We start from the raw sequence: 26613 nt of genomic DNA, 5'->3' as shown, positions 1-26613 counted from the left end.
GTAGGATACCCAAGGGGGTATCTCGAAGGGAGCGTGGGCTGTGGAACTGGCGATGGCGGCCGAGGAACTGAAGACCGTGGTCAACCGGCTGCGCCGGGCTCAGGGCCAGATCGCGGGTGTGATCAAGATGATCGAGGAGGGGCGGGACTGCGAGGACGTGGTCACCCAGCTCGCCGCGGCGTCGCGGGCTCTGGACAAGGCCGGTTTCGCGATCATCGCCACCGGTCTGCAGCACTGCCTGACCGACGCGGACATGGCCGCCTCCGGTGACCGGGAGGAGATGCGTGCCCGGCTGGAGAAGCTGTTCCTGTCGCTGGCATGAGCCGCGGCGGCGCGGCGTGTGAACATCCGTCGGCCCTTCAGGCGAGGGCGTCGACGAGCATGACCGCGGCCGTGGCGAGCAGCACCAGGGCGAAGAGGCGCCGGAGCAGGGCGCCGGTGACCTTGGCGGCCAGGCGCCTGCCGTCCCAGGCACCCAGGATCGCCGCCCCGGTGAAGGGGCCGATCACCGCCCAGTCGGCACCGGCGGCGGTCGGTCCGCGGGCGGCCAGGGAGGCCAGCGAGTTCGCCGAGATGACGAGCAGACTGGTGCCGACGGCGGCCTGCATCTCGAACGCCAGCACGGTGACCAGGGACGGGACGGCGAGGAATCCTCCGCCGACCCCGAGCAGACCGGTCAGCGCGCCCAGTCCCGCGCCGGCCCCGGCGGCCCGGACGGGCCGTGGCTCGCCGGGCGCCGGGCCGGTGACGGCGCGGCCGGGACGCAGCATCCTGACGGCGACGAGTGCGGCGACGACGGCGAACGCGCCGGTGAGAACCGACTGGGGCAGGCGGGATGCCGCGGCCCCTGCCGCCGCCGCGGGCAGGAGTCCGGCCGCGGCGAACAGGGCGCCGGTCCTCCAGCGGACGTTGCCGGTGCGGGCGTGGGCGTACAGGGCGGTGAGCGAGGTGGCCGTGACGATGAGCAGGCCGGCGGTGGTCGCGGCGGCCGGGGTGAAGCCGAGCAGGTAGATCAGCGCCGGTACGGCCAGGACGCTGCCGCCCCCGCCGAGCGCGCCGAGCGCGATGCCGACCACCGCCCCCGCGATCAGGGCCAGGACGAGAGCACTCACGCCGTGACTCCGTCACTGCCGCCCGGGCCGGTGACCGGGAGGCGCTCGGGCACGCGGGTGGTCATGCCGACGGTGACGTCCGTGGCACGTACGCGTACGCCGCGTCCGTCGTTCCGCTTCGGTTGCTCGCGGGCGTCCGGCGGGACGGCGGTTCCGTCGCGGCTCTGCTCGTGGGCCGGCCTGACGGGGCGGCGGCCGGGGCGGCGACAGGGGAACGGTGACATCGGTGGATCACTTTCGTACAGGTGGTGGGGTGCGTCAGGCGGTGCCGTCGGGACGCGTCAGCGGCAGTCCCGCCCGGGCGGCGGCGTCGAAGCCGTCGTCGACGGCGACCACGTCGCGCCCGGCTGCGTCGAGCAGGGAGGCCGCGATCGCGGCGCGCATGCCGCCGGCGCAGTGCACCCACACCGTCCCCGGCGGTACGTCGCCGATGCGGCCGTGCAGTGCGTGGATCGGGATGTGCACGGAGCCGTCGATCCAGCCGCCCGCACGCTCCGAGGCCCGGCGCACGTCCAGCACGACCACGTCGCCGCCGCGTCCGCGGACATCGGCGAGGTCGGCGAAGCGGGCGCGGGGGAAGGAGACGAGCTGCTCGCCCTCGCGGATCCAGCCGGACGGGCCGCCGGTGGCGGCTGCGGCCGGGCGGTCGATGCCCACCCGAGCCAGTTCCCGCTGCGCGTCGGCGATCTGCTGAGGGCTGTCGGCGAGCAGCGTGACGGGCTTGCCCCACGGGATCAGCCAGGCCAGGTAGGTGGCGAGCTTGCCGTCGCCCTCGAAGTTGAACGACCCGGCGACATGCCCTTGGGCGAAGGCCACGCGGTTGCGCAGGTCGACCACCCACTCCCCCGCGGCCAGCCGGGAGGCGAGTTCCTCGGCGTCCGCGTGCCCGGGAGGCGTGAGGTCGACGGGCGCGGGGCCCTCGGCGTTGGCCGGGCCCATGTGCGCGTAGTAGGCGGGCACGTCGTCCAGTCCGGCGAGCATGCGGGCGACGAAGGTGTCCGCGTCCAGGTTCAGCGCGTCGTTGGCGCTGCGTTCCTTGCCGATCGTGGTCGCGTCGCCCTCGGCCTGGGAGGAGGAACAGAAGCTGCCGAACCCGTGGGTGGGGAGCACCGCCACCTCGTCGTCCAGCTCCTCGGCCAGGCGGTTGACGGAGGCGTGCTGGGCGCGTGCCAGTTGCTCGGTCAGCCGCGGCTCGACCAGGTCGGGGCGGCCGACGGTGCCGATGAGCAGGGATCCGCCGGTGAACGCCGCCACACCGCGGCCGTCCTCGGTGAGGGCGTAGGAGGTGTGGTGCGGGGTGTGTCCGGGCGTGGCGATCGCGCGCAGCACCAGCCCTTCGTCCACCGTCACCGTGTCGCCGTCGGCCACCGGGGTGCGGGCGAAGGACACGTGCGCCCCGGCCGGCACCAGGTACCGGGCGCCGGTGACGCGCGCCAGCTCCAGGCCGCCGCTGACGTAGTCGTTGTGCACATGGGTCTCGGCCACATAGGCGATGCGCACCCCACGGCGGGCCGCCGCGGCCATGACCTGGTCGATGTCACGCGGCGGGTCGATGGCCACGGCGGCACGGGACCCGCCGGCCAGGTAGCTGTGGTTGCCCAGGCCCTTGAGCTCCAGGGTGTCGACGAAGAACACGGTTGCTGACTCCTTCCGACTGTGTACCCCGGGGGGTATCTGACGCCTACCCTAACAGGGATACCCAGGGGGGTATTCCGGAGGTGGGGTCTCCTCCGCACGGATGCGCCTGGCGTGCGGGTACCCGCCGGGTCGGGGAGGACCCTGCCGTCCGCGCCGGGCGCGGCCCGTCAGGCGTGGGTCAGCTCGGTGAAGTGCTCGAGCAGGGTCGCCTGAGTGCGCTGGAGGAACACGGTGTTCTGCTTGATCCGGGACAGCCGGGTCGTGGCGTGGGCGGCGTACTCCGGTCCCTCCACGGCCGAGGCCATGAGGAAGGCGGCGATCACGTCGATGCCGCGCGCCGTGTCCGCGGACCCGCCCACGGGGACCAGATGCCGGTCGAGCGGGACGGCGTCGTCGGCGACCACGTCGGTGACCAGCGACGGCTGCCAGTCGTCCGCGTTGTCGAGCGAGGGGTGGGTGTCGAACCGCACGCTGACCGTCTCGCCGGCGGGCACGTCCACGCTGTACGAGCCCTCGTCGTTGGTATAGGCACGGTCGATGAGGGTGAGGAAGGGGCCGTAGACGCTGACCTTGATCATGGCGATCGGCTCGTGACCGGTGATGGTTCGCACATGCCCGTGCATGAGAGTCTCCTCTCGACCGCGGCCGGGGTGGTCGGCGCGGAGGTGCGGAGGGCTGCCGGCACCGACGAACGCACGGCTCGTGGCACTGCGTTCCCGTGAGGGCCGCCGTTGCAGACGCACCGATTCATTTTCCAGGTTCACGCGGTGCGCGGACCGTGTCAATGTCTGCTTTCAGGGCGGACTCACGTCATGCGCCAGGGGTTTGAAGTGCGCTTACTGCGTTTGCCACTCGTCGTGAACGGCGGGAAACTGGAATGGTGCGAGTTGACGGACCAAGGGGGCTGGTGCGCACACCGACGTTCGTCCTTCGCTGCTGCCTCACGGCGCAGATTGTTTTTGCTGCTGCGACCGATATCCATCTGAGGTACTCAGGAGGCGGCCCACGTGACGACCCTGCGAATGGCCGTGTTCCACTCCGGAAACCTGTCCGCCCGCCGCCGCGTCGGACCACTCCCCTCGCGGAGGGAATGCTCATCATGGCCTCGTCCGTCAACCTGTCCCACGTCAAACCTGGGGCGAAGAACGACAGTGTCCTGACCGTCCAGAAGGCCTTGGCGAAGGCCGTGGGACTCGACTTCAGCTCGGGCCCCGGCGTGTTCGGTCCTCTCACCCGGGAGGCGTACGCCAAGTGGCAGCGCACACTCGGCTTTTCGGGCGCGCAAGCGGACGGAATTCCGGGAGAGGTGTCACTGAAGAAGCTCGGCGACCGCTTCGGCTTCAAGGTCACGGCCGACAGCCGCAGGCCGTCGGGCACGCCGGGCGGCCGAGTTGCCTCGCCGGTGCCCGAACATCACGTCACCCACCGTTTCGGTGTCAAGGACAAGCGATACAAAGCCGGTTTCCACACCGGTGACGACTATGCCGTGAAGGGTGGGACCACCGTGGTCGCCGTCCGCAAGGGCACGATTCAGTGGTCGAACGGCAACGGCGGCGCCTACGGCAACTGGATCGGCCTGCGCGCCGACAACGGCCGGGTCTACGTCTACTGCCACCTGTCGACGCGAGGCGTGAGCGCCGGGGCGTCGGTCAAGGCGGGCCAGAAGATCGGCAACGTCGGCAGCACCGGCAACGTCACCGGCCCGCACCTCCACTTCGAGGACCACCCGTCGGGCTCATTCGTCTACGCCCAGTGCCGCAAGCCGACCTGGTGAGCGGGTGACGGCGCCGGCACAGCGCCGCGCGACGCAACCGGGCCGACGCGCCGCCATCGGTCGGACTATTTCCCCTTCCGGGTTCCGAAAGCCAGGGCGCCGACCGCCGCCACTGCCGCGCTCAGGACACCCGTCGCCGGGGCAACGGCGCCGTGGTCGATGAAGTACTTGGCGAGGAGGAGAACCGCGGAGAACGCGGTGGCGGCGAAGACGGCACCGGCCAGGCGGAACCGAAAGTTGATCACGTCCATACGCATCCGGTGCTGGTCGAGCTGGAGCCGTCGCAGGCTCTCCGCCCGTTGGATCTCGATCTGCGCCGCCGACTCCTGCTCCACGATGCGCAGCACCCGCTCGGGTGCTCCCTCGACGACCCGCTTCCATACCTCCATGTCCTCGCCCAACGGCAGCGCGCGGTAGGGGGAGGCAGGCTGAGGGACCGGCGTGTTCTGGCCGTTTCCGCTGTCGGGTCCCGGTGGGGACGGCTGCTGGGGCACGGGCGCGGTCACGAGATGTCCTCGCCGGTCCGGGCGGCGGCCGCGAGCCGGGCGCAGACATCCTGCACGGCGGCCGCTACGTGCGCCTCGCTGCTCTCGCGCGGTGGCGGCGCGTCGAGTGGGCGGGACGGCTCTCGTGCCGGTGTGATGAGGCGGGAGGGCAGCAGCACCGTGAGCGCTCCCTCGGCGAAGGCGCGTTCGGGTGTCACCGGAGCAGGGTCTCGGACGGGTTCGCCGCGCCCGCCGCGGACACCCGCCTCCACGGCAGCCTGTCTGCGGACCGTGACGACTCCGGTCGTCACCAGCGACGTCCAGACGAGGAACAACGCCCCGGACCACCAGCCTGCGAGCAGCGCGACCGTGCTCGCGGCCAGGAGGAGCAGGAGGGCCCACCCATGACGGAGCCGCGTCGTGGACCAGAAGGCTGCGGCACTGGAGGTCTTGGTCTCCCAGCCCTGCGACGACTGGTTCCAGCCGACCGCCGGCTGCTCCGTGAAGCGGCTGCGGCGCGACCACGGCCGCTTCGGACGCGCTCGTCTGCGCTGCACCAACCGGCGCAACCATGGGCTGCGCGGGCCGACGCGGTACGTGCCTCCGGACGGCTCGCCCCGCCAGCCCTGGATCTCCGCGTCCCAGAGCGGCTGGGTGATACTCATACCGCACCGCCCTCCGCCCATGACACATCCGGCTGCGCCGGATGTCGGCCCGCCGGCTCGGTGAGGGCGCCCGGATGCATGGCCCTGGCCTCGAACTCGTCTGCCCGCCAGCCGGCTTCCCGCAGGGCATCCGCCATACCTTGAACGATGCCTGCACGGACCGATTCCAGATAGCGCTGGACGTCCATCTCCTGGAAGCCACTCATGTGCCGCTCGGAGGCCAGTTCCCGCACGGACACCGCGGGGCCCTCCGGCAAGCTGTCCGCGTACCCTCCGACGGCCTGCCGCCAGACGGCCCTCATGGCACGCCAGACCATCACCGGGGCGTACCCGGCCGACTCAGGGGTGTGCACCACAGCCTTCGCCGCCTTGGCGACGATTCCAGCATGGCGCGTCCGGTGCGCGATCCGGTCCGCCTCCCGGAAGGCGGACCGCACCGGCCACAGGACGTAGGGTGCGATTTCCAACGTCACCAGTCCGCCCTGAGTGTGCGCGCGCACGAAGACGGTGACCACCACTTCGTCGTCCCAGCCGCTCACCTGGACCCGCAGGAAATGACGGCGCTTCTCGCCACCCTCCTCCACCGCCGACGTACGGTGCATCTCGTACTCGACAGCACTCCGAGGGACGACGGACCGGCTGGGCAGCCCCTCCACGGGAAGAAACACGCATTCGTCGACGGTCAGTTGCCTCAGCCTGTCCCGCACCTCATGCGGTACCACGTGCTCGGACGTGACGCGCAAGTGGAGTAACCGGTCCTTGACATGCTGCAAAATCCGCCCGTTGAGCAGCGGTTGGAGTTGCCGTGTCTCGAAGTCCGATTCGTGCGCCGGACGGAGACTCACGGCGTACGTCTGGGCCGGATACGGGACGCCGGCTCCCCGGAACGGCGCAGCGATGTCGTACAGGAACAGCGGGGCGTGCTGCTCCTCGCGAATCCGTCCGCTCAGCCGCTGGAACCGGATACCGATCGCCTGCTCGGCCGGGTCACCTGCCACATCGGGGAAGCGGTCCTGGGAGAGTTCCTGCTCCAGCAGCGCGGCCCACCATGCACGCCGCGCTGCCTCCAGAAGCGTCATCGACAGGAGACAACCGATCACCACCCATACGTGCAACGGCTGGTAGCCGATATCCATCCAGGGGTCAGGAGCCCAGAACGGGCCCTCGCCGACGGAGTCCTCCACGGAGGTGTGGAGACGGTCCGGTTCGGACACGATCAACCACAGCCACAGCGCGACAGTACTGAGCCAGATCCGCCCCCACCAGCGCAGCACGGCGGCCACAACCCCCCTTGCTCTGCTCGGCTCGGGGCGCCGTACCGACGCTCTGCTCAGTCGGGAGGCAGCGGTGAGGAGAGCGAAAGACGGCGCGAAGGCCAAGAGGAGACTGGCGCTGAGCGCGGTTCCCATCACCCAGAGCATCATCACCGACGCCGCCCAGAGCACCGCGATGCGCCGAGCGCGCAGGGCGTGCGCCAGCACGCGGGCGGCATCGAAACCGAAGGACGGCGCGACCACGCGCTCCTCATGGAGGTAGAGCTCGTTGATCACCGCATCGCGGAAGCTGTCATCGAGGTAGGCGCCGGCACACAGCAGCCTGGAGGCTTCGCTCGCATACGGGGGCGGTGGACGGTACGAAGACGACACCGGCTTTCTCCCCCCGCGCACCCACCGGCTGATTTCTTGGGCAACTCGATGGATAACGCACCGTGCGGGCGGGAGTCAACCCACGGTAATTGCGGTGTCACGCCCACCATCCGAAGGAGTGAACTGCTCCGCCGCGCTCCTGAAGTTCGCTCACATGACATGGGGCCGGTACGCCAGAGCCTGGTCGACCACCTCATCGGCCGAAAGTTCCCGCTCCGGCGGCCAGTGGATCAGGTTGCCGACGTGGCCGGATGGGCATGACAGGGCTCTGTCCAGCCTCTCCAGGCTCTCCAGGCTCTCCGCCACCTCGTCGTCCGAGGCGTACTCAGCGTCCATGATCCGCTGTACGAGCGCGACCGCTTCCGCACGGCTCATCTCCACGGTGCACGTCACATCCCTTCAGTGGGCGCCCCCGTCTCACGCGCCGGTTGTTCCGTCGATGCGTTCGCGGAGGAGGTCGGCGTGGCCGTTGTGGCGGGCATATTCCTCGATCATGTGCACCAGGATCCAGCGCAGGGAAACCGATTGATCGCCGACGTGGCCTGATTGGTGGTCGGTGAGGTGGCCGGAGTCGTCCAGTGAGGCGTCTGCCGTCAGTTCACGGCCTCGGGCAATCTCCGCCTGCCAGGCTGCGGTTGCCTCGTCGAGTCCTCGTCCGGGCCGGAGCGCGTAGCCGTCGGTGTTGGTCATGTCGAAGACCGGTGGCATGTCCTGGCCCGCGAACACCCGCTGGAACCAGTTGCGCTCCACCTCGGCCATGTGCTGGACGAGACCGAGCAGGGTCATCGAGGAGGGAGGTACGGCGGCGAGGCGCAATTGGTCGTCGGTGAGGTCTGCGCATTTCAGGGCGAGCGTCGCTCGGTGGAAGTCCAGCCACGCTGTCAGCATGGTGCGCTCGTCGGCGTGCGGAGGTGGGACGGGACGTCCGTCCGGCGTCGTGGTCATGGTCATGCACGCTCCTGGTCGGTCACGGTGATCGATGCGTGGGGGAAGAGGGTGCGGAGGCGGGTGGGGTTCGGGGTGTGGGGCGCGTGCACGGTGGTCACTGAGGGGAATGCCTGCGGAAGGAGGGTCAGCGTCGGCTCGGTCGTCCGGGGGCCGTGGAGGGTGAGGTGGCGGAGCTGGGGGATGCGCAGGCCTGATTGGGCGGCGTGGGCCGCGTGGGGAAGCGTCAGGGTCAACTCCCGTAGTTTGGGGAGTTGTTGCAGACTCGTCAGTGGCATGGTCTCGGGGCACTCGGAGACCGAGACCGCTTCCAGGCGGGGGAATTCGGCCAGTACTGACGTGTCGTCGATGGTGCCGCGCAGGTCCAGGCGGGTGAGTCGGGCCGGGTCCAGGTGGACGCGGAGGCTGCGGGCGGTGAAGTCGCCGACCAGTCGCATCCATGGGCGGCCGCCCAGTTGCCGCAGGGCGCGCAGTTCCGCCGCGGAGTGGGCTATCAAATGGAGGTCGTCGTACGGGAGGCGGGCGATGACCTCTCTGCCGTAGACCTCGATGGCGAACCGGTGCCAGAAAAGGGCGAGTTGGCTGCGCACCTTCGGGGACGGGTGGCTGGTGAAGCGGGCCAGGTAGGGGATCGCCTCGTCGGTTCCGATCAGGGAAGCCGTTCGGACGCACAGCTGGGCGTGGTCGGCGGCTTCCGGGGCAGGCCGGGTGGCGGCCAGTTCTTCGGGGCCCGGCAGGAAGCCGAGGGCGAGGGGGCCCACCGAGGCGAGGGTGGTCACCGCTTCGGGGGTGCGTGGCGGGAGCAGCTCGGACATGCTGCGTTCGAGTTCGGACCGTACCGCCGGGTCCAGTTCCGTGGCCTGTTCGAGGCAGGACGCGGCGAGGACCACGGCCCGGGCCGATCCGTCGTGCAGGAGTTCGCGCAGGATGTCCGCCCGGTCGCGCGGGCGCCCCTGCGCCACCGCCATGCGGATGACATCCTCCCACTGGTCGTCGGCGGCGTGTTTGCGGACCATCCCGAAAGTGCCTTCGTCCAGGAGGGCACGCGCCCCCAGGAAGTCCTGGAAGGTGCGGTGGCAGAAGTCGATGGTCTCGGCGGTGGGGGCGCGCAGCAGGCCGCTGCGGTTGAGGAGGTGGGACAGGACCGTCTCGGGATCGCCCAGGGCCTGCATCTCGGGCAGGGCGGGCAGGGCCTTGCCGATCTCGGTGAGCGCACGGTCCCGGGTCATCTCCGTCCGGCCGTCCTTGATCAGCCAGTAGGCGAGCCGCTGGAGGATCTGGAGCTGTGGCTCCTCCCTCAGTTCGGGACCCGTCACCCCGCGTTCGCGGTCACGGCGGGTGAGGAGCATGCCGAGCGCCGCCTGGTACAGCTCCTTGCGGCCGATCGGCAGGAATCCGTGCCGGTCCCGGTGCAGGGCGCAGATCAGGCCGCACATCAGCGGGTTGGTGGCGAGTCGCCCCAGGTCGGGTTTGGTCCCAACGGCGTCGAGGAGCTGGCGTTCGTAGGAGGCCAGGGCCTCGTCGTCCTCGGGCACACCCGTGCGCGCGGCCTCGTGCCACCGTCCGATGAACGACCGGACGTCCGCGGGGCGCATCGGCGACAGCCTCAGTTCGCCGAAGTCCTGGGCCGCCAGCCACGCCTCCGCCACGGCGGACGGGCGGGACGTGACCAGCCACCGGTTGTTCGGGTATGCCTCGGCCAGGTCGGTGAGCCAGCTGTGCGCGTGGGCCCGTTCGCTCTCGGGGACTTCGTCGACGCCATCGACGAGGAGGAGTCCGCGGCCCGCCGTGAGGACACGGGAGGGCCAGCCGGGCGGCTCCTCACCGGCCAGGGGTGAGCCCACGGCGGTCAGGAAGTCCTTGGGTGCGGGGAGGTGACCGCCGCGGCGGGTCAGGGTGCGCAGGGGCAGGACGAAGGGGATCAGGCCGGTCAGATACGCCATCCGGTCGTCGGGCTCCTGGCGCGCGGCGGAGACGGCCAGCCACTGGATGAGTGTGGTCTTTCCGGATCCGGCCTCGCCGCGCAGCAGCACCCGGTCGTGACCGGCGAGAGCCACGTCCACCGGTTGGCGCCCCTGCCGGAACCGGGGGTTGCGGCGCAGGAAGTCCTCGTACGCGTCCACGGGCGAGGTGGCTTCCAGACGCAGATACGCCACGTCCAGCGGCCACCTGCCGGGTGAGTTGATCAGGTCGATGCCGTAGATCTGCAGCCGCCCGTGCTTCTTGGTGATGTACGACAGGAAGCGTCGCTCGAAGGCGGCGTCACGGCCGTCCGGCCGTGGCGTGCGGGTGATCAGTTCGTCCAGTTTGGCGATGAGTTCGGCGTGGTCCCGGCTCTGCTCCACGAGGGTGCGGGCCACGAAGGTCGAGCGCTGGGTGAAGAAGTCGACGATGTGGAGGCAGGCCCACTCGGTGACGGAGTCCAGGAACAGCGCGGCATCCGCGGACAGATGCCGGGTGGCGGCAAGGAGGTGCAGTGTGCGGGCCAGCTCCCGGTAGCCGAGCCGGACCGCCTGCACGTCGTCCATGTCGAGGTCGCCCAGGACGAGCAGCCTGGCCGTCAGCGCGTCGGTGACCGCCGTCTCCTCGTCCCGGGGGAAGGGCGCCTCCCCCGGTGACTCCGCCGCCTGCCGGACCAGGCGGGCGGCGAGCGACCGTACGTCCTTCTCGGTCAGGGTGCGTTTCTCGCCGCGGAAGGAGACGAGGGCCGACAGTCTGACCGGCCTGTCGACCAGTCCGGCCCCCGGTCCTTCCCTCACGAGCAGCTTCTTCACCAGCGGAGCTACCGCGCTCGACGCCAGGCGTGTGCCGATGACTGCGGGATCCATCCGACGCCCCCCAAGCCTGTGAACCGCCTCGGTCAGATTAGTCGGCGTCGCGTGGCGGTGGGCCTCGATCGGGGGATCAGCGGCGGGCGAGCCGGGGCAGCGAGGCGCTCGGGCAGTTTCGGCAGGATCCTGTGGATGCCCGCTCAGCCCGCATCGCCGTTCGTGGCGGCCGGCCGGGGCCCGAGGATGCGGCGCGGTAGAACCAGCGTTGCGCGACGCCGGAGGGGGTGCATCCGTCGCCGGGGCCGCCGCATGCCGGGCCCATCCGGGTCGACAGGTCCAGCACCAGCAACGTGGCGTCGCAGCCGCGTTCCTCCGAGCTCGTGTGCTCGGGGATGTCGGTGTCGTTGACCGCCTGCCGGTAGGAGGCCGAGGTGCATCGCGGGGGCGTGGGGTCGCAGCCGTTCCTCCCCGCACTGCCGCAGGGCGGGGGGCGTCGTGGCGCCGTCGGGGGTGTACACCTCCATGCTGTTCACCATGACCTGGCGCGAGCCGAGGGGCTCGCGCAGCCGGACCGTCGCCGCGACCTGCTGCGTCTGCGTGCAACCCGAGGCACGGTCGAGGGGACGGGTCTCGTAGGTGACCATCACGTACACAGTGCCGTTCTCGACGGTGTCGAGCTCACCGCGCAGGCCGCGGACGCACTCGCCGGCGCCGTCGGACACCTCGGCGTCGACGACAAGGGAGCGGCCGTCGTCGGCCGTGCGGGCGCCGTCGATACGGATCGGGGCTGCCGTCGTCCAGCCGGCTCCGGGGTGTCCCCCACCGGCCGGGGAAAACGATGCCTGCCTCGCCGATGAGTTTCCGGTGCGGGGCCGGTCCGCACAGGTATGAAGACTCACACGCTCAAGACGGACGGCGCGGACCTCGTGTACGACATTCGCGGACCGCTGCCGACCGTGGACGGACGCCCGCCGTTGCTCATGATCGGGCATCCCATGGACGCCGCCGGCTTCGCCGCGCTCGCCGCGCGCTTTCCCGAGCGGACCGTGGTCACCTATGACCCGCGCGGGCTCGGCCGCAGCACCCGCAGGGACGGGCGGGTCGACCACACGCCGCAGACCCAGGCCGATGACGTGCACGCCGTCATCGAGGCACTCGGGGCCGGGCCGGTCGAGATGTTCGCCAGCAGTGGCGGAGCGATCATCGGGCTCGCGGTCGTGGCGCGGTATCCGGGAGACGTGACCACGTTGGTCGCGCACGAGCCGCCGCTCATCAGTCTGGTACCGGACGTCCCCGCGGCCGTGCGGGCGCGGGCCGGGGTCCAGGAGGCGTACGAGCAGCGGGGGTGGGGTGCCGGGATGGCCGCGTTCGTGGCGATGACGTCGTGGAAAGGCGAGTTCACCGACGCCTACTTCGCACGGCCGGAGGCCGATCCCGCCGCCTTCGGGCTGCCCACCGAGGATGACGGTTCGCGTGACGATCCGCTGCTGTCCGACCGGTCCTGGGCGGTCAGCAGCCACCGGCCGGACGCCGAGGCGATCGCCGCCGCGCCGACCCGTGTGGTGATCGCCGTGGGCGAGGAGTCCCAGGACCTGCTGACCGCGCGCACCTCGGTGGCGACCGCCGAACTGCTCGGGCAGCGAGTCACCGTGTTCCCGAGCCATCACGGCGGCTTCTGCGACGGGGCGTACGGATATCCGGGGAAGCCGGACGAGTTCGCCCGGCGACTGCGCGAGGTTCTCGACGGCGCCGCGTGAGTGGACCGCCCGCCACGACGGGCATCCCGCGTCCCAAGGCGACAGCGCTGCGACGGCGGTCCCGTCCCAGCGCTGTCGCGGCTTGACGGTCGGAACTCCGCGCTGATCCACTTCCTGCGAAGATGTCGACACGCGGTCCCCCACGGCACCGGCGGGAGCGGGACCAACCGAAGGAGTGCGGCCATGCCAGCCGAGCCGATCGTGCGCCACTCCGTTGTCGACGTGCTGGTGGAGCGCCTGCGTACCGACATCCTGGACGGCACGCACGAGGCGGGCTCGCTGCTTCCGTCGGAGCGTGAGCTCGCCGCTCCGTACGGCTCACGCGTACCACTCTCAAGCACGCTCTGTCCCGGCTGGAGCAGGCGGGCCTGCTGCGCACGCGGCACGGCGTGGGCACACGTGTGCTGGACTTCTTGCGGTCCGGGGGCGCCGATCTGCTCCCTCTGCTGGTGCGGCAGGACGGGCGGTGGCTGTCGGACGTGTTCGAGGCGCGCCTGGCCATCGGGGGGATCATCGCGCGCAGGGCCGCCTCCCGTCGTACGGCCGCACAGGGCGCGCGGCTTCGCGCCGCGGTGGACGCCGTGGCCAAGGCGTCGGGCCCGGCCGGCGCGCAGCTCGCCGAGGCCGAGGTCCACCGGAACTGGCCCGCGCCACGGGCAACCGCGTCTACCTGCTGCTCACCAACACGCTGCTCAACGCGTACCTGCCGGTCCGTCACCACATGAGCTCCCCGTTCGCCGATCCCGCGGTCGCCGCGGACCGTGTGCGGCAGGTCGTGGAGCCGGTGGTCAAAGGCAGGGCGCAGGAAGCCGGGCGCGCCGCGGAGGGCTACCTGCGGGTCACCGCCGAGGAGATGACCGCGGATCTCATGAGGCACGAGCGGCGGAGCTGAGACCGGCCCCTCGAGGGCCGGCGAAGTCACGGACGGGCCGGAGGACTTGACCTGACGGGAGTGGGCTGGTTCTCTGCGCCCGGCATGACCTCCTTCGTCCTCCCGCACCTCGGACGGGAGCTGAAGCGCGAGCCGGACGACGCCGGGAACTCGGCCTCCTCGGTGCCATGGTCTCCGACCGGCCTCCGGGCGGGTGCGCGGCTCGCACCGGCCCGTCGCCTCCTACGCGCTCCACGCCGAGGACGGCCGCCGCCTCCTGCGGTCCCTCTCCCGCATGGGCCGCATCCTCTTCGCCGCCGGCGCCCGCGAAGTCCTCACCGGCATACCCGCGCATCCCTCGGTCACCTCGCCGGACGCGCTCGACGACGTCGTCCGGCGCACCGGTCACCGCCGTCTCCACCTCTCGGCGTTCCACCCCACGGGGACCGCCGCCCTGGGGGCGGACGGCGAGCGTTCCCCCGTACGCCCCGACGGGAGGCTGCGCGGGGCGGAGGGCGTGGTCGTCGCCGACGCGTGTCTGCTTCCGTCGTCCCCCGGGGTGAACCCCCAGATCACCATCATGGCCCTGGCGCACGCCGTGACCGAGCCGGCGGTCCTGCGGGACGAGGGGTGACGGAGCACGCCGTGCCGGAGTGTCAGGTCATCCCGCGTCGCCGGGCATGGCCGGCGACTGGGCGATCTCTCGTTCGGCGGCTTCGATGATGGCCAGTACGGCGGCCGCGGCGGCCGCGGGATCGCGGGCCTCGACGGCCTCCACGATCGCGCGGTGACCCGGCAGGGAGGCTTCCGCGGCGCCCGGGGTCTGGGTGCTGATGGCGAAGCTGTGCTCCAGCGCGATCTCGACGGCACGGCCCAGTGAGCCGAGGAGACGGTTGCCGCCGGCGTCGAGCAGGGCCCGGTGGAAGGCGATGTCGGCCTCGACATAGCCGCCGTGTCCGGGTTCCGTCGCCGCGGCCTCCATGGCGGCCAGGGCGTCGTACAGCGCGCGCACGGCGTCGGGAGCGGCCCGCTCGGCGGCCAGCCGGGCCGCCTCGGGCTCGACGATCCGCCGCAGTTCGCCCGTGTCGCGCAGCAGGGCCGCGGCGTCCCCGGCCTGTTTCCAGCGCAGGACGTCGGGGTCCAGGTGGTTCCAGTGCTCCGGGGGCAGCACGCGCGTACCGGTGCGCGGCCGTACGTGCAGCATCCCCTTGGCCACCAGGGACTTGACCGCCTCCCGCAGCACCCCGCGGCTGACGCCGGTCCCGGCCGCGAGGACGTCCTCGACGGGCAGCGGGTCCCCCGGCTGCCAGGCGCCGTCCACGATGCGCCGGCCGAGCTCGTCGACCACGCGCTGGTGCAGGGTCAGGAAGTGCACCACGATCTCCGCTCACCCTCTGGACGTCATTCATCGAATCATTTAATGATTGGAGTACAGGGTAGGGCCTCAAACCCCTGTCCGCCATCGGGTGGGGGCGTCTGTCGGCTCCGCCCGCCATCACCGCAACACCAGCGGTCGACGCCGGAGCCACGGGAGTGTTCACATGACCGACGGTAAAAGGACGAACCGCCGCAGCCAGGCATGGTTCGGCGCTCAGGGCCGCAGCGGCATGCTGTACCGCTCGTGGATGCGCAACCAGGGATTCGGGCACGAGGTGTTCGACGGGCGTCCCGTCATCGGCATCGCCACCAGCGCCTCCGAACTCGCCCCGTGCAACGCCCATCTGACCCGTGTCGCCGAAGCCGTCAAGCGCGGGGTGTGGCAGGCGGGCGGCTTCCCGCTGCAGTTCCCCACCATGGCCACCGGCGAGACCCTGATGCGGCCCACCGCCATGCTGTACCGCAATCTCATGGCCATGGAGGTCGAGGAGCTGATCCGGGCCAACCCCCTCGACGGTGTGGTGCTGCTGTCCGGTTGCGACAAGACGACCCCCGCCATGCTCATGGGCGCCGCCAGCGTCGATCTGCCGGCCGTCATGGTCACCGGCGGTCCCATGCTGAACGGCAAGTACCGCGGCCAGGACGTGGGATCCGGCACCCATGTGTGGAAGTTCGAAGAAGACCTCAAGACCGGCCGGATGACCGAGGAGGAGTGCTTCTTCGCGGAGGGCTGCATGGCCCGCTCCAACGGGCACTGCATGACCATGGGGACGGCGTCGACGATGGCCTGCATGGCCGAGGCGCTCGGCATGCAGCTGCCGGGTTCGGCGGCGTGGCCCGCGGTCGACTCCCGGCGGATGGAGACCGCGCAGGCGGCCGGGCAGCGCATCGTCGCGATGGTGGAGGAGGAGTTGCGGCCCTCGCGGATCCTGACGCGGGAGGCGTTCGAGAACGCCATCCGGGTCAACGCGGCCATCGGCGGCTCCACCAATGCCATCATCCACCTCACGGCCCTCGCCGGACGCGTCGGTGTCGAGCTGGGCCCGGACGACTTCGACGACCTGGTCCGCGCGGTGCCGACCCTGGTCAACCTGATGCCCAGCGGCAGGTACCTCATGGAGGACTTCTGCTATGCGGGCGGGCTGCCCGCCGTCATGGCCGAACTGCTCGCCGGCAAGCTGCTGCACGAGAGTCCTGTCACGGTCACCGGGCGCACCGTCGGCGAGAACACCGAGTCGGCCGAGCGGTTCGGCTCCGACGTCATCACCCCTCTCGGCGAACCCTTCCAGCCGGCCGGCACCGGAATCGCCGTCCTGCGCGGCAACCTGTGCCCCGACGGCGCCGTGATCAAGCAGTCCGCCGCCTCACCGCACCTGCTCACCCATCGCGGACCCGCGCGCGTCTTCGACTCCCCGGAGGCGTACCACGAGGTCGCCGACGACCCGGACCTCGACATCGACGAGAACACCGTCATCGTCATCCGCAACGCCGGCCCGAAGGGGTACCCCGGTATGCCCGAGGTCTCCAACGTCCCGTTGCCCGCCAAGCTGCTGAAGGCCGGCGTCACCGACATGGTGCGTGTGTGCGACGGCCGGATGAGCGGCACCGGCTACGGGACGGTGGTCCTGCACGTGACGCCCGAGGCCGCCGTCGGCGGGCCGCTCGCCCTGGTGCGCGACGGTGACCCCGTCGTCCTGGACGTCCCGAACCGCAGCCTGCGCCTGGACGTGGACGACGCCGAACTCGCGCGCCGCCGGCAGGAGTGGACGCCGCCCGCCGAGCAGTACTCCGGCGGCTACACGTGGCTCTACACCGAACATGTGGAACAGGCCGACCGGGGCGCCGACTTCGGGTTCCTGCGCGGCAGCCGCGGGCACGAGGTCCCCCGCGACTCCCACTGAGCCCGCCCCGCCCCCTCTCGTATCCAGGAGTGCATCGATCGTGGAATCGGCAGCAGCGCGCCCCCGTCCGGTCCTCACCGCCGGCTCCGTCCTTCCGGAGGACGCCGGCCGGGCCGCCCTGGTCGCGCGCGTTCACGACCCGGACGGGGACGGACCGTGTGTGGCCGCGGTCCGCGGGGAGCACGTCGTCGACCTGACGGCGCTCGCCCCCACCGTGTCGGACCTCATGGAGCGCGACGACGCGGCGGCCGTCGTGCGCGAGGCCGGGGGCGGACGCACCTGGCGCCTGGACGACCTGCTCCAGGCGCCGCCCGGCCGCCGTGACGTGCCGCATCTGCTCGCCCCCGTCGACCTCCAGGTGATCAAGGCGGCCGGCGTCACCTTCGCCCGGAGTCTGCTGGAGCGCGTCATCGAGGAGCGCACGGGCGGCGATCCGGCGCAGGCCGAGAGGGTGCGGGCCCGCGTCGGGCAGGTGGTGGGCGGCAGGCTCGACGGCATCCGGCCCGGTTCCCCGGAAGCGGTCAAGGCCAAGGAGCTGCTCGTCGCCGAGGGGCTGTGGTCGCAGTACCTGGAGGTCGGCATCGGGCCGGATCCGGAGGTGTTCACCAAGGCCCCGGTGCTGTCCGCGGTCGGCACGGGCGCGGACATCGGCGTGCTCGCGGCCTCGGTGTGGAACAACCCCGAGCCCGAGGCCGTCCTCGTCGTGGACTCGCGCGGCCGGGTGCGGGGCGCGACGCTCGGCAACGACGTCAACCTCCGTGACATCGAGGGGCGCAGCGCCCTGCTGCTGGGCCGCGCGAAGGACAACAACGCCTCCTGTGCGCTCGGCCCGTTCGTCCGCGTGCTCGACGACGGCTTCGGCCTCGACGCCGTACGCGGGCTCGACATCGCGCTGCGGATCGACGGCGCGGACGGCTACGTGCTGCGGGGCAGCAGTTCCCTGCGGGAGATCAGCCGCGACGTGCTGGACCTGGTGGCCGCCACGTACGGCGCGCACCATCAATACCCCGACGGTTTCGTGCTGTTCACGGGGACGCTGTTCGCTCCGACCGAGGACCGGCACGCGCCCGGGGCGGGCTTCACCCACGAGTACGGCGACGTCGTACGGATCTCCAGCCCGCGCCTGGGCGCCCTGGTCAACACTGTCGTGCCCAGCGAGGAGGCCGCGCCGTGGACGTTCGGCGTGGGGGCGCTGATGCGCAGCCTCGCCCGGCGCGGCCTGTTGTGAGAGGTGCGCGGCACCCCTGACGTGCGCCGCGCACCGCCGGTTCAGGTGGTGGGCGACTCCTCCACGAGGGTGGCGTGCAGGCGCCGTGTGTGGTCCACGTGACGCGGGGCCCCGGTCAGCTCGACCGTGGCGGTGAGCCGCGGGTCCGCGCTGGAGGCGGACAGCCGCAGTTCGAGCTCGCCCGGTTCGACGACGCGGCGTCCGTCGCGTCCGGTGAAGGAGGCGACGTCGGCCGGGACGGTGACGCTCAGGCGCCGGGACTCCCCCGGCTCCAGCGCGACCCGGGTGTAGCCGACGAGGCGCTGCACCGGCTGGACGACGGACGCGACGGGGTCGTGCAGATAGAGCTGGACGACTTCGGCGCCGGCGCGGTCACCGGTGTTGCGGACGGTGAAGGAGAGGGCGAACTCGCCGTCCGTCGGGGCCTCCTGGCCGTGCACCGTGAGGTCGGTCCAGTCGAACCGCGTGTAGGACAGGCCGTGGCCGAAGGCGAACGCGGCCGTCGGGTCGATGTTGGACACCCCGCTGGCCTGTGCGAGCCGCGCCCCGAGGTAGGTGCCCGGCTGCGAGCCCGGGCCGCGCGGCACGCCGACCGGGAGGCGTCCCGAGGGGTTGACCCGGCCGCTGAGCACCCCGGCGATGGCGTGCGTGCCCTCCTCCCCCGGGAAGAAGGACTGCACGATCGCCGCGGACTCCTCCACGGCGCGGCCGAGGGTGTAGGGGCGTCCGGCCAGCAGCACGGTGACCACGGGTGTGCCGAGGCCGAGCAGGGCGTCGAGCAGTTGCTGCTGTGCGCCGGGCAGGGCGAGCGTGTCGACGTCGCAGCCCTCGCCGCTGGTGCCCCGCCCGAAGAGTCCGGCGCGGTCGCCGAGGACCACCAGGGCGACGTCGGCCTCGCGGGCGACCCGGGCGGCCTCGTCGAGGCCGGAGAGGTCCCCGTCGTCGACGCCGGTGCCGCGGGCGTAGGTGATCTCGGCGTCGGGGAACTCGGCTGCGAGCGTCTCGCGCAGGGTGGGCAGACCGATGCCGAGGGGGGTTCCCGGGTGGCGGACCCCGATGTGCTGGGGGAAGGAGTAGCAGCCCAGGACGGCGGTGGCTTCGTCGGCGTTGGGGCCGATGAGGGCGATGCGGCGCGGGGTGGCGAGCGGCAGGGTGCCGTCGTTGGTCAGCAGCACCACCGCTTCCTCGGCGAGCGTGCGGGCCAGGGCCCGGTTCTCCGGGCTGTCCAGGTCGATCCGGCCGCGCAGGACGTCCGGATCGTCGGGGTTCGCCCCGTCGAGCGCCGCCGGCAGGGGCTCCCAGTCCGGGTCGAGCAGCCCGAGCGCGGCCTTCTGGGTGAGCACCCGCCGTACGGCGCGGTCGACCAGTTCCTCCGGTATGCGGCCGTCGGTGACGGCCTCGGTCAGCGGTGCGCCGTACGTCTTGACGTTGGGCAGTTCGACGTCGATGCCCGCGCGCAGCGCCGTGCCGGCGGCGCCCGCCCAGTCGCCGGCGAGGCCGTGCAGGGTCTTCAGGAAGGCGATGGCGAAGTAGTCGGCGACGACGGTGCCGTCGAAGCCCCAGGTGTCGCGGAGCAGTCCGGTGAGCAGTTCCTCGTCGGCGGCGGAGGGCATGCCGTCGGTGTCGGTGTAGGCGTTCATCACGGAGCGGGCGCCGCCCTCGCGGATCGCCATCTCGAACGGCGGCAGCAGCACGTCGGCGCGCTCGCGCGGCCCCATGGAGGTGGGGGCGAGGTTGCGTCCGGCGCGGGAGGCGGAGTAGCCGACGAAGTGCTTGAGGGTGGCGACGATCCCGGCGGACTCCAGCCCCTGCACATAGGCGCTGCCGATGGTGCCGACGAGGTACGGATCCTCGCCTATGGTCTCCTCGACCCGGCCCCAGCGGGCGTCGCGCACGACGTCCAGGACGGGCGCGAGGCCCTGGTGGACGCCGACGGAGCGCATGTCGCGGCCGATGGCGGCGGCCATGCGGCGCACCACGTCCGGGTCGAAGGTGGCGCCCCAGGACAGCGGGACGGGGTAGGCGGTGGCGCCCCAGGCCGCGAAGCCGGCCAGGCATTCGTCGTGGGCGACGGCGGGGATGCCGAACCGGTTGGTGGCGGCGATCCGGCGCTGGGTGCGGGCCAGGGAGAGGGCGCCCACGGCGGCGTCGACGGGAACCGTGCCGAAGGGGCGGGTGAGCTGGCCCAGACCGTTGGGAAGCAGCGCGTCGAGGTCGACGGCCTCCTCCATCTCGTGCTGGTGGGGGGCCACTTCGCCGCCCTCGTCGGAGGCGCCCACCCACACTCCGTACAGCTGGGCGATCTTCTCCTCGACGGTCATCGCGGCGATCAGGGCGTCGACTCTGTCGGTGACGGAGGCGGTGGGGTCGTTCCAGAGAGGGATTGCGGTGGTGTTCTCTACGGCCACGTCGGCGTTCACTTTCCTCCCGCGCCCGCCGGGCCCTTGCACAGGGCGGGACGGGCGAACCGGTGTACGAGTGGGGCTTGGGGCGAGGCGGACCGCGTGGCGCCTCCCGTGTCTGCGTCTGTGTTGTGGGTGGTCGCGTTCGTGTGTGGTGCGTCGGTCAACGGCTGAATCCCGCGGTCAGACCGCTCAGCAGCTGGCGGCGGGCGAAGGCGTACAGCACCAGGACGGGCATGGTGGTCAGGACGACGGCGGCGAGCACGGCGGGGACATTGACCCCGTACTGCCCCTGGAAGGTCCACAGGGCGAGCGGCAGCGTCCGGCGGTCGGGACTCTGGGTGAGGACCAGCGGCAGCAGGAACCCGTTCCAGATGGTCAGGGCGTTGAAGATGCTCACGGTGAGGATGGCCGGCCGGGTGAGCGGTGCCGCGAGCCGCCACAGGGTCGTCCATTCGGTGGCGCCGTCGACCCGCATCGAGTCGAACAGTTCCTTGGGCACGTCGCGGATGAAGTTGGCGAGGATCAGCACCGACAGCGGGATGGCGAAGGCGATCGAGGGGAGGATCAGCGCCATCAGGCTGTCGTAGAGCTGCATCTTGATGATGATCAGGTAGACGGGGATCACCGTCGCCTGCAGCGGAATGGCCAGGCCCATGAGGAACAGCCCGTTCATGGCGCGCAGGACCCGCATGCGCCAGCCGCGGACGATGGCGTAGGCCGCCATGAAGGAGACCACGACCGCCGGCACCACGGCGCCGACGGTCACCACGACGCTGTTCATGAAGTAGCGCAGGAAGTCGGACTCGATGACCAGCCGGTAGTTCTCGAGTGTCGGGTCGCCCGACGGCAGCAGCGGGTTGCTGGCGTAGTAGCGGCTGCGCTCCTTGAAGCTGGTGATGAGGGTCCAGTACAGGGGTACGGCGACGATGACGAGCCAGAACCAGCCGGCCAGGCCGCCCGCCCAGTTGCGCCGGCGGGCCGCCGGGCGGGAGGGGCGCTGTCCCTCGCTGTGGGTGACCTTCTGCGGTCGTGGGGTCTTGGTGAGCGTGGTGGTCATGTCAGGCCCCCTCGAGTTGACTCGCGCCGGCGTCCTTGCCTCCGAGGCGGCGCAGCAGCAGGGCGAGGGCGAGGCCCACGAGGACCAGGATGACCGCGATGGCGCTGGCGGGTCCCATCAGACTGGCCTGGAATCCCCGCTTGTACATGTCGAGTGCGAGAACCCGGGTGGCATCGCCGGGGCCGCCCTCGGTCAGGACGAAGATGAGGTCGAAGAAGGTCAGCGAACCGATGACCATCAGGGTGGACGAGGTGATGATGGTGTACTTGAGCTGCGGCAGCGTGATGCTGAAGAACTGCCGTATCCGTCCGGCCCCGTCGAGCTGTGCCGCTTCGTAGAGGGACTTCGGGATCTGCTGGACGCCGCCCTGGTAGATCAGGGAGTGGAACGGGATGAACTGCCAGGAGACGACGAAGATGACGACTCCGAAGGCGAGCCAGGGCCGGCCGAGCCAGTCCTTGCTGAGCGCCGCGACGTCCAGCCCGGCGCCGAGGCCGAAGTTGGGGTCCAGCAGGGCCTTGTAGGCGATCGCGATGGCCGCGGAGCTGAGCATCAGCGGGATGAAGTACACCACGCCCAGCACCGCGCGGTAGCGCTGGTTGCCGGCCAGGAACGTGCCGAGCAGGATGCTCAGCGGCGTCTGCACGAGCCAGGACACGGCCATCACGAGGAACGTCACCCAGAGGGCGTGGGGCAGCCCGGGGTCGGTGAGTACCTCACGCCAACTGGTCAGTCCCGTCATGCGGATGGTGCCGATGCCGTCCCAGGTGGTGAAGCTCAGCACGAAGACACCGATGAGCGGGATGACGGCGAAACCGATGAAGAACAGCAGGGCCGGCACCGCGAGCCACGGCAGGACGCCGCTGCGTGGCTCGCGGAGGGACGGCCGATTGGTGAGCGCACTCATGCGGCGGTGACCGCGTTGAGGTTGCTCGCGAACTGCTTCGGTGAGATGGACAGTTGGAACAACTTGACGATGTTGTCCAGCAGGGTCTCGGCGGCCGTCGGGCTGAGCGCCTGGTCCCAGGACTGGACGAACACCTTGGCCTTGCTGGCGATGTCGTAGGTGAACTGGAGGAATTCGGCGTTGTCGGACGCGGCCAGCAGCTTCTCCGTGCCGAGCCGGATCGGGACCGACCCGTTGCCGATCCAGGCCTTCACCTCCTCCTCCTGGAGGACGCCCTTGGCGAAGAACTCCTTCGCGATCTTCTTCTCGTCGGCGCTCGCCTTGGCGGAGATGGACAGGTACTGGGCGGGGTTGCCGACGGTGTTGCTCTGGTCGCCCTTGCCGCCCTCGACTGGCGGGAAGGTCATGTAGCCCAGGGAGCCGCTGGAGACGAAGTCCCCGCCGTCGGTCTGCTGGATGCCGTAGGACCAGGCGCCGTGCAGCATCATGGCGGCCCGGCCGGTGTACAGCAGGGCCTGGTCGGCGTTGGAGTCCGCGGTGATCGAGGAGAAGCCCTTGATGAACCCGTCGGCCTTGACGAGGTCCTGCAGTGCGGTCAGCGCCTTGATGGCGTCCGGGTGGGACCAGGCGTTCTTCTCGCCTTCGATGGCGGCCTGGAAGACGTCGGGACCGCCGATGCGGTCGAACAGGAACTCCAGCCACATCATGTTGGTCCACCGGGACTGGCCGCCGAGGGCGAACGGGGCTATGCCCTTGGCGTTGAACTTGGGCACCAGCGCCATGATGTCGTCCCAGGACTCCGGTGGCTTCACACCGACCTGGTCGAAGACCTTCTTGTTGTAGTAGAGGATGATCGGCTGCACGGTCTCGCACGGCATCGCGTAGATCTTGCCGTCGACGGTCGCCGCGCCGAACGAGGACGGGAACAGCCCCTTCTTGACGTCGGGGTTCTCGTCGAACCACGAGGTGAGGTCCTCGACCTGGCCCGCATCCGCGTAGGAGCGCAGCGTGCCGCCGCCCCAGCCCCAGATGATGGTCGGCGCCTGTCCTGCACCGATGGCGGTCTTGATCTTCGTCTTGTACGCGTCGTTCTGGTACGTCGTGTCGTCGATCTGCTCGTCGGGGTGGGCCTTGTTGAACGCGTCCACGGCGCCGGCCCTGACGCCTTCCTGCGGCTGTCCGTTCAGATACCAGTACGTGGCACCACCGCTCTTGCCGGGTCCTGACGAGCCGCCGCAGGCCGACAGCGCGGCGGAGACCGGAACGGCGGCCGCCAGGCCGAGGAGGGTACGTCGAGAGAGCGCCATGATTTTCTCCGCACTCGAGAGCGACAGGCTCTCGTGAGTCATGGTGAAAGGTTTTCGAAACTTTCGGTTTCAAGCTCTGTTCGTGCAAGCTAGGTTTCGATCGGATGCCGTGTCAAGATGCGTGCAACGGATCCGTGAACGGATGTCTCCCCTGCAATATCAGCACCACAACGGCATGCGAAGGGCCTGGAGCGGGATCGAAACTCTTTCGAAACGGTCCCTCCGGAGTGGGGGTGACGCCGCGGCTGCGGGCTGACACACTGTCGATGCAGGTCATGCCGGGCCACGGGGGTCCGGTGCCGCTCTCGCCACGACCGAGGTGCGGCCCAGAGCTGAGAGGAACCGATGCGACCGAACGCCAGGCGCACCACGTTGGCGGACATCGCCCAAGCGGCTGGAGTCTCCGTCGCGACCGTGTCCAAGGTGGTCAACGGCCGCGGTGACGTGGCACCGCACACCCGCGTCCGGGTGCAGGAGCTGTTGCATCAGCACGACTACCTCGCGCCCGTGTTCCGTCACACCGAGGCCGTCGAGAATCCGACCATCGAGGTGCAGTTCAAGGGCGGCCTCAAGTCGTACGTGGCCGACACCCTGGAGGGCATCATCGACACGGCCGCCGAGGTCGGGGCCTCGGTGGTGGTCAGCAAGGCGTCCGGCCCCCCGCACTGGGCCCGCGGCCTGGTCTCGGCCGGACGCCGTGCCGTCATCGCGGTCACCAGCGTGTACACCGCGGCCCACCTGGACGAGCTGGCCAGGGTCGGACTGCCGCTCGTCGTGCTGGACCCGCTGCATCTGCCGGACAGTCAGGTCAACAGTGTGGGGGCGACCAACTTCGCCGGCGGTCTGGCCGCGACCCGGCACCTGCTCTCCCTCGGCCACCGCCGCGTCGCGTATCTCGGCGGGCCGGCCATGGCCGTCTGCAACCAGGCACGCATGCACGGCTACCGCGCCGCCATGGAGGCCGAGGGAGCGTGCATCCCGGACACCCATGTCCGGACCGGCGAGTTCACGTTCGAGACCGGCCGGACCGGCGCCGAGGCGCTACTGGATCTGGAGGAGCCTCCTACGGCCGTCTTCGCGGGCAACGACGAGATCGCGCTCGGTGTCATCGAGTCCGCTCGCGCCCGGGGCCTGCGCGTTCCCGAAGACCTGAGCGTGGTCGGGTTCGACGACACGAGCCTCGCGCAGATGGTCTCCCCGCCCCTGACCACCGTGCGTCAGCCGCTCCGGGAGATGGGCGCCGCCGCCCTGCGCACCGCCCTGCGACTGGCCAACGGCGAGAAGGTCGAGTCCCACCACATCGAACTCGCCACCGAACTCGTGGTACGCGCCTCGACGGCACCGCCGCGGGAGGGGACTTCGGAGGGTCGGTGACCGCGGGGCTTCTGGTGATGGCGGGGTGCGCCGGGTGCGCCGGGTGCGCCGGGTGCGCCGGGTGCGCCGGGGAGGCTAGCGAGGCACCGCGAGTACGTCCCGGAGTACGTCCTCGAGCGTGACACGAGCCAGCTCGCCCCTCAGGGTCTCCTCGATGCCGTCGTAGATGCCCCGCATCGCCGGCTGGATGCCGTGGCCCACGACGCATCCCTGGTCCGGAGTGGCCCGGTGCATCGCGAACAGCGGTCCCGCCTCCACAGCCTCGTAGACGTCGAGCAGGGTCATCGACCCCAGCTCCCGCGCCAGCGTCCAGCCCGCCCCCACGCCCCGCCGGGACTCCACGAGCCCGGCCTTGCGCAGCTCGCCGAGCAGCCGCCTGATCACCACGGGGTTGGTGTTCGCGCTGCTCGCGATCTGCTCGGAGGTGGCGACCTCGTGGCCCTGGCGCTGATAGAGGCCGATCCAGGCCAGCGCGTGAGCGGCGATGGTCAGCCTGCTGTTGGCGCTCATGGCCCTCCTCCCTGCCCGAACACTTCATGTTACGACAGCGCAGTCGTAACAGTGAAGGTTGCGACTGTCTGTCGTAACCATTAGCGTTGCGACAGCCGTAACAAGGTCAATCAATGAGGTGAGAAGCATGAGCAAGCCGCTCACGGGCAAGGTCGCCCTGGTCACCGGAGGGTCACGGGGACTGGGAGCAGCGACCGTACGTCTGCTGGCCGAGCAGGGCGCCGATGTCGCGTTCACCTATGTCAGCTCCGAGGAGCGGGCGCAGACCGTCGTCGACGAGGTGCGCGGGAAGGGGGCGAAGGTCGTCGCCTTCAAGTCCGACCAGGCGGACACGAGCCGGGCGCCGGCTCTGATCGACGACGTGGTCGCGCACTTCGGCGGCCTGGACATTCTCGTCAACAACGCGGCGATCTCGGTGAACGGGGCCGTGGACGACCCCGACGCCGACACCGCCGCACTGGACCGGATGCACGCCACCAACTACCTCGGGGTGATCGCCGTCATCAGGGCGGCCTCCCGGGTGCTGCGCACGGGCGGCCGGATCATCACGGTGAGTTCCGGACTGGGTTCCCGGGCCGGTATCCCGGGGGTCGCCGACTATGCGGCGACCAAGTCCGGGGTGCAGATGTACACGATGGGGGCCGCACGGGACCTCGGCGCCCGCGACATCACGGCCAACGTCGTGGAGGCCGGAATGATGGAGGGCGGCATGGAGGGGCCGGGCCCCGAGGCCCTCGAGGCCCTGCTCGGCTCGCTCTCCCTGCGGCGCACGGGCCGCCCCGAGGAAATCGCCGCGGCGATCGCCTTCCTGGCGAGCCCCGACGCGTCATACGTCACGGGCGCGGTACTGGACGCCCACGGGGGATACAACGCCTGAACCTCG

General features: G+C 70.8%; 24 protein-coding genes. 9 read left to right on the top strand and 15 right to left on the bottom strand.

Annotation, left to right across the window (positions count from 1 at the left end; genetic code table 11):
- Window positions 1–40 precede the first annotated feature (40 nt).
- Window positions 41–322, top strand: a complete 282-nt coding sequence (locus AC5L3C_RS37080; protein WP_125509839.1) for a metal-sensitive transcriptional regulator — start codon at window positions 41–43, stop codon at window positions 320–322.
- Window positions 323–359: 37 nt separating this feature from the next.
- On the opposite strand, the gene AC5L3C_RS37075 is transcribed toward AC5L3C_RS37080, so the two are convergent.
- From AC5L3C_RS37075 to AC5L3C_RS37065, 3 genes are all read right to left on the bottom strand, one after another.
- Window positions 360–1112 (bottom strand): sulfite exporter TauE/SafE family protein, encoded by a 753-nt coding sequence (locus AC5L3C_RS37075; RefSeq protein WP_493653565.1) that lies wholly within the window; start codon window positions 1110–1112, stop codon window positions 360–362.
- Between the two features lie 258 nt (window positions 1113–1370).
- Entirely contained in the window at window positions 1371–2747 is a 1377-nt protein-coding gene (locus AC5L3C_RS37070) for an MBL fold metallo-hydrolase (RefSeq protein ID WP_493653564.1), read from the bottom strand.
- Between the two features lie 170 nt (window positions 2748–2917).
- Window positions 2918–3373 (bottom strand): carboxypeptidase regulatory-like domain-containing protein, encoded by a 456-nt coding sequence (locus AC5L3C_RS37065; RefSeq protein ID WP_493653563.1) that lies wholly within the window; start codon window positions 3371–3373, stop codon window positions 2918–2920.
- A gap of 476 nt (window positions 3374–3849) precedes the next feature.
- Here AC5L3C_RS37065 and AC5L3C_RS37060 point away from each other — a divergent pair, with 476 nt between their 5' ends.
- On the top strand, window positions 3850–4524 hold the full coding sequence (locus tag AC5L3C_RS37060; protein WP_493653562.1) for a peptidoglycan DD-metalloendopeptidase family protein: 675 nt from the start codon (window positions 3850–3852) through the stop codon (window positions 4522–4524).
- Window positions 4525–4589: 65 nt separating this feature from the next.
- On the opposite strand, the gene AC5L3C_RS37055 is transcribed toward AC5L3C_RS37060, so the two are convergent.
- The 6 genes from AC5L3C_RS37055 to AC5L3C_RS37030 all read right to left on the bottom strand — a co-directional run bounded on the left by AC5L3C_RS37055 (window position 4590) and on the right by AC5L3C_RS37030 (window position 11093).
- Window positions 4590–5030 carry a hypothetical protein gene (locus tag AC5L3C_RS37055; protein WP_493653561.1) on the bottom strand — a complete coding sequence of 147 codons (441 nt, stop codon included), beginning with the start codon at window positions 5028–5030 and terminating at the stop codon, window positions 4590–4592.
- Window positions 5027–5674, bottom strand: a complete 648-nt coding sequence (locus AC5L3C_RS37050) for a hypothetical protein (protein ID WP_493653560.1) — start codon at window positions 5672–5674, stop codon at window positions 5027–5029. The genes AC5L3C_RS37055 and AC5L3C_RS37050 overlap by 4 nt, the downstream gene beginning before the upstream one ends.
- Window positions 5671–7320: an AbeC-like domain-containing protein gene (locus tag AC5L3C_RS37045; RefSeq protein ID WP_493653559.1), complete on the bottom strand. Its 1650-nt coding sequence runs from the start codon at window positions 7318–7320 to the stop codon at window positions 5671–5673. Before AC5L3C_RS37045 ends, AC5L3C_RS37050 begins: the two co-directional genes overlap by 4 nt.
- A gap of 150 nt (window positions 7321–7470) precedes the next feature.
- Window positions 7471–7695, bottom strand: a complete 225-nt coding sequence (locus AC5L3C_RS37040; protein WP_493653557.1) for a bacteriocin immunity protein — start codon at window positions 7693–7695, stop codon at window positions 7471–7473.
- Between the two features lie 42 nt (window positions 7696–7737).
- Window positions 7738–8265, bottom strand: coding sequence for a DinB family protein (locus AC5L3C_RS37035; protein ID WP_493654191.1), 528 nt, complete (start codon window positions 8263–8265; stop codon window positions 7738–7740).
- Between the two features lie 2 nt (window positions 8266–8267).
- Window positions 8268–11093 carry an NACHT domain-containing protein gene (locus tag AC5L3C_RS37030; RefSeq protein WP_493653555.1) on the bottom strand — a complete coding sequence of 942 codons (2826 nt, stop codon included), beginning with the start codon at window positions 11091–11093 and terminating at the stop codon, window positions 8268–8270.
- An 830-nt stretch (window positions 11094–11923) separates the two neighbouring features.
- On the opposite strand from AC5L3C_RS37030, the gene AC5L3C_RS37025 reads away from it, so the two are divergent.
- From AC5L3C_RS37025 to AC5L3C_RS37015, 3 genes are all read left to right on the top strand, one after another.
- Window positions 11924–12793, top strand: coding sequence for an alpha/beta fold hydrolase (locus AC5L3C_RS37025; RefSeq protein WP_493653553.1), 870 nt, complete (start codon window positions 11924–11926; stop codon window positions 12791–12793).
- Between the two features lie 721 nt (window positions 12794–13514).
- Window positions 13515–13685 carry a hypothetical protein gene (locus AC5L3C_RS37020; protein ID WP_493653551.1) on the top strand — a complete coding sequence of 57 codons (171 nt, stop codon included), beginning with the start codon at window positions 13515–13517 and terminating at the stop codon, window positions 13683–13685.
- Window positions 13686–13878: 193 nt separating this feature from the next.
- Window positions 13879–14298: a GMC family oxidoreductase gene (locus AC5L3C_RS37015; RefSeq protein ID WP_493653550.1), complete on the top strand. Its 420-nt coding sequence runs from the start codon at window positions 13879–13881 to the stop codon at window positions 14296–14298.
- 27 nt (window positions 14299–14325) lie between these two features.
- Here AC5L3C_RS37015 and AC5L3C_RS37010 read toward each other — a convergent pair whose 3' ends face one another.
- The gene (locus AC5L3C_RS37010) at window positions 14326–15045 is read right to left on the bottom strand and encodes a FadR/GntR family transcriptional regulator (protein WP_493654189.1); all 720 of its coding nucleotides are present in this window, start codon (window positions 15043–15045) and stop codon (window positions 14326–14328) included.
- Between the two features lie 160 nt (window positions 15046–15205).
- Here AC5L3C_RS37010 and AC5L3C_RS37005 point away from each other — a divergent pair, with 160 nt between their 5' ends.
- Together AC5L3C_RS37005 and AC5L3C_RS37000 are read left to right on the top strand one after the other, a co-directional pair.
- Complete coding sequence (locus tag AC5L3C_RS37005) at window positions 15206–16942, top strand: IlvD/Edd family dehydratase (RefSeq protein ID WP_493653548.1); 1737 nt, start codon at window positions 15206–15208, stop codon at window positions 16940–16942.
- 40 nt (window positions 16943–16982) lie between these two features.
- On the top strand, window positions 16983–18170 hold the full coding sequence (locus tag AC5L3C_RS37000) for a fumarylacetoacetate hydrolase family protein (RefSeq protein WP_493653546.1): 1188 nt from the start codon (window positions 16983–16985) through the stop codon (window positions 18168–18170).
- Window positions 18171–18211: 41 nt separating this feature from the next.
- On the opposite strand, the gene AC5L3C_RS36995 is transcribed toward AC5L3C_RS37000, so the two are convergent.
- From AC5L3C_RS36995 to AC5L3C_RS36980, 4 genes are all read right to left on the bottom strand, one after another.
- Complete coding sequence (locus tag AC5L3C_RS36995; protein WP_493653545.1) at window positions 18212–20590, bottom strand: beta-xylosidase/alpha-l-arabinosidase; 2379 nt, start codon at window positions 20588–20590, stop codon at window positions 18212–18214.
- Between the two features lie 145 nt (window positions 20591–20735).
- On the bottom strand, window positions 20736–21632 hold the full coding sequence (locus tag AC5L3C_RS36990; RefSeq protein ID WP_493653543.1) for a carbohydrate ABC transporter permease: 897 nt from the start codon (window positions 21630–21632) through the stop codon (window positions 20736–20738).
- Window position 21633: 1 nt separating this feature from the next.
- Window positions 21634–22539: a carbohydrate ABC transporter permease gene (locus AC5L3C_RS36985; RefSeq protein WP_493653541.1), complete on the bottom strand. Its 906-nt coding sequence runs from the start codon at window positions 22537–22539 to the stop codon at window positions 21634–21636.
- Window positions 22536–23846, bottom strand: a complete 1311-nt coding sequence (locus AC5L3C_RS36980) for an extracellular solute-binding protein (protein ID WP_493653540.1) — start codon at window positions 23844–23846, stop codon at window positions 22536–22538. The genes AC5L3C_RS36985 and AC5L3C_RS36980 overlap by 4 nt, the downstream gene beginning before the upstream one ends.
- A 345-nt stretch (window positions 23847–24191) precedes the next feature.
- Between AC5L3C_RS36980 and AC5L3C_RS36975 the strand changes: the two genes are divergently transcribed.
- On the top strand, window positions 24192–25220 hold the full coding sequence (locus AC5L3C_RS36975; protein ID WP_125509821.1) for a LacI family DNA-binding transcriptional regulator: 1029 nt from the start codon (window positions 24192–24194) through the stop codon (window positions 25218–25220).
- Window positions 25221–25295: 75 nt separating this feature from the next.
- Here the strand turns inward: AC5L3C_RS36975 and AC5L3C_RS36970 are convergent, their stop codons facing one another.
- Window positions 25296–25730, bottom strand: a complete 435-nt coding sequence (locus tag AC5L3C_RS36970; protein WP_493653538.1) for an Rrf2 family transcriptional regulator — start codon at window positions 25728–25730, stop codon at window positions 25296–25298.
- A 127-nt stretch (window positions 25731–25857) separates the two neighbouring features.
- Here AC5L3C_RS36970 and AC5L3C_RS36965 point away from each other — a divergent pair, with 127 nt between their 5' ends.
- Window positions 25858–26607, top strand: a complete 750-nt coding sequence (locus AC5L3C_RS36965) for an SDR family NAD(P)-dependent oxidoreductase (protein ID WP_493653536.1) — start codon at window positions 25858–25860, stop codon at window positions 26605–26607.
- The last annotated feature ends 6 nt before the right edge of the window (window positions 26608–26613 follow it).

The sequence above is a fragment of the Streptomyces speibonae genome (genome assembly GCF_984686075.1).
Note: the sequence above shows the minus strand (reverse complement) of the source record. Positions and strands in the feature narration are given on the sequence as shown.